Source organism: Hydrogenophaga sp. (genome assembly GCF_048549895.1).
GTDB lineage: Bacteria > Pseudomonadota > Gammaproteobacteria > Burkholderiales > Burkholderiaceae_C > Hydrogenophaga.
Map to the genome: position 1 here is coordinate 1 of NZ_JBLYYB010000223.1, position 9458 is coordinate 9458.

Below are 9458 nucleotides of genomic sequence, written 5' to 3' on the forward strand. Positions count from 1 at the left end.
CTGGCCTCACCGGCCCGCACGGTCCTGGCCGGGGTGGTGCTCAGCAGCGTGCTGGCCGCCGGCCTGATGCTGCTGCAACGCCGCCAGCGCCAGCGCGGGGCCGAGCTGCACATGGGCTGGTTCACGCACGACCCCGCCCTGCATCCGCTGGCGTTTCTGCGCAGCCCGATCGCGCTGCGGGCTGGCCTGGGCTTCGCCGTGATGCTGGTGCTGCTGGTTTTCAACAACCACCGCCTGCAGCTGCAGGCCCAGCACGACCAGGCCGAGCAGACCTTGCAGAGCACGGTGGACAACATGGCCCGAAGCGTCGAAAGCCGCTACGCCGAGCGTCGGCGCAGCGCGCTGTTTCTGGCCACGACGCCGGCCACCATGGGGCTGGTGCGGGCCGCCATGAGCAACGGACGGGACCGGCTGGACGACTCCACCACAGCCCAGTGGCTGCAGCGCACCCAGCAGATCTTTGCCGCCTACCTGGTGTCGGCCCCCGAGGCCTACCAGGTGCGCCTGATCGGAGTGGCCGACGGTGGGCGGGAGCTCGTGCGCGTGCAACGCGAAGGCGATCAGCTGGCGGTGGTGCCCCACGACAGCCTGCAGCGCAAAGGCAAGGCCCCCTACGTCCGCGAAACCCTGCGCCTGGCGGCGGGCTAGGTGCTGGTGTCCGACGTCAACCTCAACCGGGAGAGCGACGAGGTCGAACTCCCGCACCGCCCCACCATCCGTTACGCCACGCCGGTGCTCACCGACGCGGGCGAGGTGTTCGGCGTGATCGTGATCAACGTCGACCTGACCGGACGGCTGGGCGTGCTGCCGCCGGGCGCCGGGGCGAAACCACAGCTGTTCGTGACCAACGGCGATGGGGACTTTCTGACCCACCCCGATCCGGCGCGCACCTACGGATTCGACCTCGGCCAGCGCCACCGGTGGGCCGACAGCTACGAGCCGGCGCGCGCACCGATCTCATCCAGCGGCGAACGCACCACCTGGTGGCACGGGCCGCAAGGCCTGGCCATGGCGGCCCAGGCCCGCGTGTCGGGCAACCCCGACCCCTCGGTGGGGGTGCTCGACTACACCGCCCTGCGCCTGGAGAGCGATCTGCGGGCGGCCGCCCTGAGCGCGACCCTGAACAGCGTGCCGCCCCTGCTGGCAGCCGGCGCTGTGGGCGGGTTCATGCTGTACCTCTACTGGGTGGCGGTGCAGCGCCGGCTGCAGGCGCGCGAAGACCGCCTGCGCATCGCCACCATCGTGGACCAGTCGCCCGACGCGATCGTGGGCCTGGACACCGAGGGCCGGGTGACCTCGTGGAACCGCGGTGCGCAGCGCCTGTTTGGCCACGCGCCGCTGGAGGCGGTGGGGCGCACGCTGGATGCACTCATCGTGCCGCCCGGCGAGCCCGGCGACGAGGTGCAGGCCCTCAAAAACCTGCCGCCCTCGGGCGATGCGCCGCCGTTGGAGTTGTGGCGACAGACCCGCGATGGCCAGCCGGTGCTGGTGGCCCTGACGCTCTCGCGGCTGAACGACGAGACCGGCGCACCGGTGGGGGCATCGGTCATTGCGCGCGACATCACCGCCGAGCGCGCCGCCCAGCGCAAGGTGGTGGAACTCAAGGACGGGCTGGAACAAGAGGTCAGGGACCGCACCGCTGCGCTGGCCGACGAGCACCACCGGCTCGAAAACATCCTGCTGGGCACCGACGCCGGCACCTGGGAATGGAACGTGCAGACCGGGGAGGTGCGCATCAACGAGCGCTGGGCTAGCATGGTCGGCTACAGCGTCGACGAACTCCAGCCTCTATGCGTGGACCGCTTTCTCGATCGGCTCCACCCCGATGACGTGGCTCTGATCTGGGAAAGGCTGCAGAACCATTTTGATGGCGTGCTCGACATGTACGAATGCGAGTTGCGCGCGCTCCACAAGGCGGGCCACTGGGTCTGGGTGCTCGACCGGGGCAAGGTGCGCAGCTGGACCCCCGATGGCAAGCCCGAGTGGATGTACGGCACCCACCAGGACATCACGGTCAGCAAACAGGCGCAGGAGAACACCACGAGCAGCGAAGCCTTGATGCGCGCAGCCATCGACGCGGTGGACGAAGCGTTCGTGCTGTTCGACCCCGAGGACCGGCTGGTCTTCTGCAACGAGAAGTACCGCCAGATCTCGCCCCAGCTGGCCCACCTCATCGTGCCCGGCGTGAAGTTCGAAGACATCCTGCGCGCCAGCGCCGCGCTGGGCGACCACCGCATCACCGGCGGGCTCGAAGAAGCCTGGGTGGCCGAGCGCATGGCCGCCCACCGCTCGGGCAACACCGAGATGCTGCAGGAGCTCACCAACGGCCGCACGCTGCGCCTGGTGGAGCGCCGCCTGCCCGATGGCCACACGGTGGGGTTCCGCATCGACATCACCCACCTGGTGCGGGCCAAGGAGCAGGCGCAGGAAGCCTCGCGCATCAAGGGCGAGTTCCTGGCCAACATGAGCCACGAGATCCGCACGCCGCTCAACGCCATGATCGGCATGACCCACCTGCTGGCCGACACCCCGCTGACCCCCCACCAGACGCAGTTGCTGGCCAAATCCCAGGTGGCCAGCCGCTCCCTGCTCGGTCTGGTCAACGCCGTGCTCGATCTCGCCAAGATCGAAGCCGGCGGCCTCGACCTGGACCACCAGCCCTTCAGCCCGCAAGACGTGCTCGGCGAGATGGATGCGATGTTCCGCCCGCAGGCCGAAGCCGCCGGCATCCGCTACCAGATCACCGTGGCGCGCGACGTGCCGCGCGTGCTGCTGGGCGACGCCCTGCGCGTGCGGCAGATCTTCACCAACCTGATCGGCAACGCCCTGAAATTCACCCGGGCGGGTAATGTGTGGGTGACGCTGGAGACCGTGTCGATGGACGACGACCGCGTGCACCTGCGCGGCACCGTGCGCGACACCGGCAGCGGCGTCGATGCCGACACACAGGCCCGGCTGTTCACCCCGTTCACCCAGGCCGACACCTCCTCCACCCGCCGCTTCAGCGGCACCGGGCTGGGCCTGTCGATCGTGCGCCAGCTCACCCGGATGATGGGCGGCGACGTGGGGCTCAGGAGCGAACCGGGGCGGGGCAGCGAATTCTGGTTCGAGCTGCTGCTGCAGCGCCCTTCGGCCGACATGCTCAAGGCCCTGCAGGCCGCCGCGCGCGACGACGGGCTGCGCCTGGAAGCCCCCGGGCAGGCCTTGCGCCACCTCAACCTGCTGCTGGTGGACGACAGCGAGATCAACCTGGAGGTGGCCTCGGGCCTGCTCGGACGCGAAGGTGCCCGGGTGTGCCTGGCGCGCACCGGGCGCGAGGCGCTGGACGCCCTGCGCGCCACCCCGGATGCGTTCGACGCGGTGCTGATGGACCTGCAGATGCCCGAAATGGACGGCCTGGAGGCGACGCGGCGCGTGCGCGCCGAGCTGGGCCTGACCGGGCTGCCGGTGATCGCGCTCACCGCCGGCGCGCTCGCCGAAGAACGCCAGCACGCCATGGACGCCGGCATGAACGGCTTCCTCACCAAACCGCTGGACCCCGAGCGGCTGGTGCGCATGGTGCGCGACTGCATCGACCGCGCGCAGGGCGGCACCACACCAGCCACCGACCCACCCGCATCAGGTGCGGCGCACGCGCCTGCGGGCAACGACTGGCCACACATCCCCGGCCTGGACACGGCCCTGGCACACCAGCGCCTGGGGGGCGACCTGGCGCTGTGGCTGAAGTCGCTGCAGCGCCTGCAAGGCGAGTTTGGCGACCTTGCGCAGCACGAGCTGACCTTGCCCGAGCGCGGCGCGCCGCAAGAGGTTCTCGCGGCGCGGCTGCACAAGCTGCGGGGCAGCGCCGGCACGCTGGGCGCCACCGAGCTGATGCGGCTGGCCCAGGCGCTGGAGACCGGGCTGATCGGACAGCGGCCCGCGGCCGAGCTCCAGGCGCCCTGGCGCGCACTGCAACACGCACTGAATGCGCTGCGCCGCCACAGCGAGCCGGTGCTGCAGGTCGCGCGAGAGGCCGCGCTGAACAGCCCCCGCGACACCCCCGCACCCGACACAGACCCCACGCCCGACCTGCCCCACTTTCTGACGCTGCTGCAGCGCCAGGACCTCGACGCCCTGACCTGGTGGAAGTCGCACGCCAACGCACTGCGCCACCGACTGGGCGCGCCCCTGGTCGAGCGCGTGGGACACTGGCTGGACGAGCTCGATTTCGCGAGCGCCAGTGCCGCCCTGACCGAGGAACCCCCGCCATGATCAGCCCCGCCGCCGCGCCGCCACCGCCGCTGTTGCCCGACATCCTCATCGTCGACGACGATCCGGGCATGGTGCAGGCGCTGGCGCGCGTGATCCGCCCGCTGGGTCGCCTGCGCTTTGCCACCCTGGGCATGGACGCGCTGCGGCTGATGACCGAAGCCCCGCCCGACCTGGTGCTGCTCGACGCCCAGATGCCCGGCATGTCGGGCTTTGACGTGCTTGAAGCCATCAAGTGCGACCCGCTGCTGGCCGACATCCCGGTGATCTTCGTGACCAGCCAGGCCGAGGCCAGTTTCGAGCAGACCGGGCTGGAAAAAGGCGCGGCCGACTTCATTGCCAAACCGATCCGCCCGGCCATCGTGCAGGCGCGCGTGCGCACGCAGCTGCGGCTCAAGCAGGCCAACGATGCGCTCAAGCAAGTGGCCGCCACCGACCGCCTGAACCTGGCCGAAGCGCTGAAAGACCTGCGCGAGAGCCACACCCAGTTGCAGAAAACCGCCGAAGAGCTGCAACTCGCCAACGAAGGCCTGCTGCAGTTCGTTCGCATCTCCTCGCACGACCTGCGCGAGCCGCTGAACACGGTGGTGCAGTTCGTCGGGCTGGTGGAAGAGGACCACGGCGCCGAGCTGCCCGCCGACGCGCGCCACTACCTCAAGCTGGTGCGCAACGCCGGTGAACGCATGCGCACCCTGCTCGACGACGTGGTGCGCTACGCGCGCCTGCAGCACGGCGAGACCGAGCCGCGCACACCGGTGGCGCTGACACCGCTCATGGACGAGCTGTGCGACGCCCTCGCCGCGCAGCTGGACGCCACCGGTGCACAACTGCACATCGGCGAGTTGCCACGGGTGTTGGGACACGCCAGCCTGCTCTCCCAGCTGTTCCAGAACCTGGTGTCCAACGCGCTGAAGTTCGTGCCGCCGGGCAGCGTGCCGCGCATCGAGATCACGGCGCAGCTGGCCGAGGGCATGGCCACCATCGGCGTGAAGGACAACGGCATCGGCATTTCGTCCGAGGGCCAGGGCCGGCTGTTCCAGCCGTTTGCCCGGCTGAACCTGCGTCGCGAGTTCGAAGGCACGGGGCTGGGTCTGGCGATCAGCCGCCAGATCGCCGAAGCGCACGGCGGCACCATCGGCGTGCACTCCCAACCGGGCGAGGGATCGACCTTCGAGGTGCGGCTGCCGCTGGCCTGAAGGCCGACCAGACCACCGCTCGGGCAAGACCCGGCACCGGCCGATGACAAGGGCAAGAGGCCGGACCGTGGCGCGGTTGCGCATATTCCTTTACAAAGCAGCTTCGCTTGCGCCTTGCACACGGTCCCGGGATCACGGTGATCGAACGTTGGAGACCGCTGTTGCCGACGACCCCTTTTCCCGCCGCCGCTGACGACCACCAGCAGCTGGATGAACTCACCGAGCTGGTGCCGGGCGCCTTGCTGCGGTACCGGGTGCACGCGGGTGAGCGGGTCGAGCTGCTCTACATCAGCCGCTACGCCTTGGACATCTGGGGCGTGACGGCCGAGGCCGCGCTGGCCAACGAGGGCCTGCTCTGGGCCACCGGCAACCGCGACATCCAGATCGAATTGCGCGAGTCGTTTTTGCAGGCGGTGCGCCAGCGCCGCATCTGGTGGCACGAATGGCGCATCAAGGATGCCCAAGGCCGCGCCAAGTGGTTGCGCGGCACCGCCAAGCCCGTCGAGCAGGACGATGGCAGCGTGCTGTGCACCGCGTTCATCATGGACGTGACCGAGAGCCTGCGCGCCCGCGCGCTGGAACGCGCTGGCGACGTGCGCCACCGCCAGATCTTCGACAACGTGCCGGGCATTGCGGTGCAGGGCTACGGGCGCGACCTGATCGTGACCTACTGGAACGCCGGCTCCGAGCGGCTGTACGGCTTCAGCGCGGCCGAAGCGCTGGGGCGCAGCATGCTCGACCTGGTGGTGCCGGCCCACATGCACGCGTCCTTCAAGGCCACGGTCAACCACATGGTCACGACCCGCACACCGGTGATTTCGGGCGTGCAGTGGCTGCAGCGCAAGGACGGCTCCAGCGTGGAGGTGCACTGCAACGAGGTGTTCATGGAACACCCCGAACGCGGCATGGAATGCTTCTGCATCGACTTCGACCTGACCGAACGCCGCGCCGCCGAAGACCAGCGCCTGGCCCTGCAGGCACAGCTGCGCGAATCGCAAAAGCTCGAAGCGCTGGGCACCCTGGCCGGCGGCGTGGCACACGACTTCAACAACATCCTCGCCGCCATCGTGGGCAACGCACGGCTGGCGCTGGAGGACACGCAGGACAACGCGCCCGCCACCACCAGCCTGCAGGAGATCCTCAAGGCGGGCTCGCGTGCACGCGACCTGGTGCAGCGCATCCTGTCCTTCAGCCGGCGCCAGGTGCTGGAGCGGCGCGTGATCCCGCTCAGCGCGGTGGTGGACGAGTCGGTGCGCCTGCTGCGCGCCACCCTGCCCCGCAGCGTGGTGCTGCGCGTGGTCTGCGACCCCAGGACACCGCTGGTGCTGGCCGATCCCACGCAGATGCAGCAGGTGCTGCTCAACCTGTGCACCAACGCCTGGCAGGCCATGCCCGACAAGGCCAGCGGCAAGCTGCTCATCGAACTCAGGCCGCACCACGGTGCACCACCCCCGGCACGGCTGGACGGCAACGCGTCCGACGCACCCGCCGACTGGCCCGAGGTCAACGCCTGCCTGTCGGTGAGCGACAACGGCGCGGGCATGGACGCGCAGACGCTGGAGCGCCTGTTCGAGCCCTTCTTCACCACCAAGCCACCAGGCGAAGGCACCGGCCTGGGCCTGGCGGTGGTGCACGGCATCCTGCGCGACCACCAGGCCGCCATCCAGGTGGACAGCGCGCCGGGGCGGGGATCGACCTTCACGGTCTATTTCCGTGGCGCCGGACAGATGGAGCATGCGCCCGAACCACCGGCCCCCGCCGGGTCTGCCCTCGCGCCGGTGCGGCCCGCCTGCGGGCTGGCCGGCACCCGCATCCTCTATGTGGACGACGACGAGCTGATCAACCACCTGATTGAGCGCATGCTGCAGCGCGGCGGTTTCCAGGCCAGCGTGTACCGCAACCCGCGCCACGCGCTCAGCGATGTGCGCGAAGGCAAGCTGCACTACGACCTGGCCATCACCGACTTCGCAATGCCCGGCATGTCGGGGCTGGACCTCGCGCGCGAGCTGCGGGCCATCCACCCCGAGCGCCCGGTGGCCATCACCTCGGGCTTCATCGCCGAAGAGCTGCGCCAGCTGGCACCCCAGGCCGGTATTGCCGACCTGATCCCCAAGCCCAACACCTGCGAAGAGCTGTACGAGGCCATCGCGCGCCTGGCCAGCCGGGTGTGTCGCTAGGGCCTGGTCGTCTTGGCGCCAGCGCCTGGCGCACCCTGCACACGACAATGGCCGCCCCATCCCGCACACAGGAATCCCACCGCATGAAAGCCGCCTGGTACCGCCGCAATGGCCTGGCCCGAGACGTCCTGGAGGTGGGTGAACTGCCCACGCCGCAACCCGGCCCGGGCGAGGTGCGGGTGAAGCTGCACACCTCCGGGGTCAACCCGTCGGATGTGAAATCCCGCCTGAAGCGGCCCCTGATCGCCGAGTGCATCGTGCCGCACAGCGATGGCGGCGGTGTCGTGGATGCGGTGGGCAGCGGCGTGCCGGCCAGCCGTGTGGGCGAGCGGGTGTGGGTGTGGAACGCGCAGTGGCAGCGGCCCCTGGGCACCGCCTGCGAACACGTGGTGCTGCCCGCACAGCAGGCGGTGGCCCTGCCCGACGGCGTGGACTTCGATGCCGCGGCCTGCCTGGGCATTCCGGCCCTCACCGCCGTGCAGGCCATTCACCTGGCCGGCCCGCTGCAGGGCAAGACGGTGCTGGTCACCGGCGCCGGCAACGCGGTGGGCCACTGCGTCACCCAGCTCGCGGTGCTGCAGGGTGCCACCGTGATCGGCACCGCGGGCGCACCGGCGCGCCAGCAGCACGCCCGCGATGCGGGCGCGCTGCACGTGATCGACTACCAGCGCGAGCCGGTGGCCGCGCGCGTGGCCGAGATCACGCAGGGCCGGGGGGTGGACGTGGTGATCGACATGGACTTCGCCAGCACCGCCGCGCTGCTGCCGCACAAGGTCCTGAAGCCCCACGGCCAGCTGGTGTGCTACGGCTCCAACCAGCCCGGCGAAGTGGCGGTGGATTTCCGCACGCTGCTGTTCGAATCGCTCCAGCTCACTTTTTTTGTGGTCTACGAGCTCACCCAGGCCGACCGCACCCGCGCCATCCAGACCCTCACCGAGCTGCTGCGTGCGGACCGGTTGCGGCTCAGCGTCGGGCAGACCTTTGCACTGAGCGACATCGCCGCAGCGCACGAAGCGGTGGAGGCCGGGCGGGTGGTCGGCAACGTCGTGATCCGGCTCTGAATCCCGCGCGGATCAAGCCACCGACCTGAATACCGCGCGCAAGGCCTCCAGGCGGGGCGGCTTGCTCAGCAGGTGGTCCACATGGGGTGGGCACTCGCCCTCTTCCTGCATGCGCCGGCCCCAGCCGGTGAGCATGACCACCGGCGTCGTTGGCGAGGCGGCCTTGACCGCCGCGGCCACCGAGCGGCCATCGACCTCGGGCATGCCCAGGTCCGTGATCACCACGTCGAACACCTGGGCCGAGAGCGCTGCCCGGAACACCGCAATGCCCTCGCTCCCCCCGGCAGCAGACACCACGCTGTGTCCGTCGGCCGCCAGCGTCTCGGACAGCGAGCGCAGCAGCAGCGGGTCGTCGTCGACCAGCAGGATCTTCAAGGCCCGCACGGGACTGGATGGCGCGGGCGCCGCCCCATCCGCTGGCGCAGGCTCGCGGTGCGCGGGAAACACCAGGCGGATGGTGGTGCCCACACCGGGCGCACTCTCCACGTGGATCTCGGCGCCGTGGCGCTGCATGCAGCCGTACACCATGGCCAGCCCCAGCCCGGAGCCGCGCTGGCCCTGTCGCGCCTGCGCGGGGTGTATTCAGACAACCTGATTGAAGTGGTGGAATGGTGCATGTCGCTGGACCCCCTGTCGCGCCCGCAGTCGGTGTTTGCCCTGCAAAAAGAGCTGAGCCGTGAGGGTGAGCGCCGTTACACCAAGCTGTCCGTGGGCGAGAAGATGCGCCTGCAGTTCGACAACATGGTGTCTGACGGCAAGAAGAACATCAAGCGCGC

The 9458-nt window shown here is 70.0% G+C and carries 5 protein-coding genes and 2 pseudogenes; 6 read left to right on the forward strand and 1 reads right to left on the reverse strand.

Annotated elements, in window-relative coordinates; genetic code table 11:
* The 5 genes and pseudogenes from ACN4F8_RS20785 to ACN4F8_RS20805 all read left to right on the forward strand — a co-directional run.
* A pseudogene (locus ACN4F8_RS20785) lies at nt 1-648 on the forward strand (hypothetical protein); the annotation flags it as partial.
* A 6-nt stretch (nt 649-654) separates the two neighbouring features.
* Nucleotides 655-4251, forward strand: a complete 3597-nt coding sequence (locus ACN4F8_RS20790; protein ID WP_419475320.1) for a PAS domain S-box protein — start codon at nt 655-657, stop codon at nt 4249-4251.
* Nucleotides 4248-5444 carry a sensor histidine kinase gene (locus ACN4F8_RS20795; RefSeq protein WP_419475321.1) on the forward strand — a complete coding sequence of 399 codons (1197 nt, stop codon included), beginning with the start codon at nt 4248-4250 and terminating at the stop codon, nt 5442-5444. The genes ACN4F8_RS20790 and ACN4F8_RS20795 overlap by 4 nt, the downstream gene beginning before the upstream one ends.
* 161 nt (nt 5445-5605) lie before the next feature.
* On the forward strand, nt 5606-7621 hold the full coding sequence (locus tag ACN4F8_RS20800) for an ATP-binding protein (protein ID WP_419475322.1): 2016 nt from the start codon (nt 5606-5608) through the stop codon (nt 7619-7621).
* A gap of 83 nt (nt 7622-7704) precedes the next feature.
* On the forward strand, nt 7705-8682 hold the full coding sequence (locus ACN4F8_RS20805; protein WP_419475323.1) for an NADPH:quinone reductase: 978 nt from the start codon (nt 7705-7707) through the stop codon (nt 8680-8682).
* Between the two features lie 12 nt (nt 8683-8694).
* Here ACN4F8_RS20805 and ACN4F8_RS20810 read toward each other — a convergent pair whose 3' ends face one another.
* Nucleotides 8695-9210 carry a response regulator gene (locus ACN4F8_RS20810; protein ID WP_419475324.1) on the reverse strand — a complete coding sequence of 172 codons (516 nt, stop codon included), beginning with the start codon at nt 9208-9210 and terminating at the stop codon, nt 8695-8697.
* A gap of 21 nt (nt 9211-9231) precedes the next feature.
* Here ACN4F8_RS20810 and ACN4F8_RS20815 point away from each other — a divergent pair.
* Nucleotides 9232-9458: pseudogene (locus ACN4F8_RS20815) on the forward strand (serine/threonine protein kinase); the annotation flags it as partial.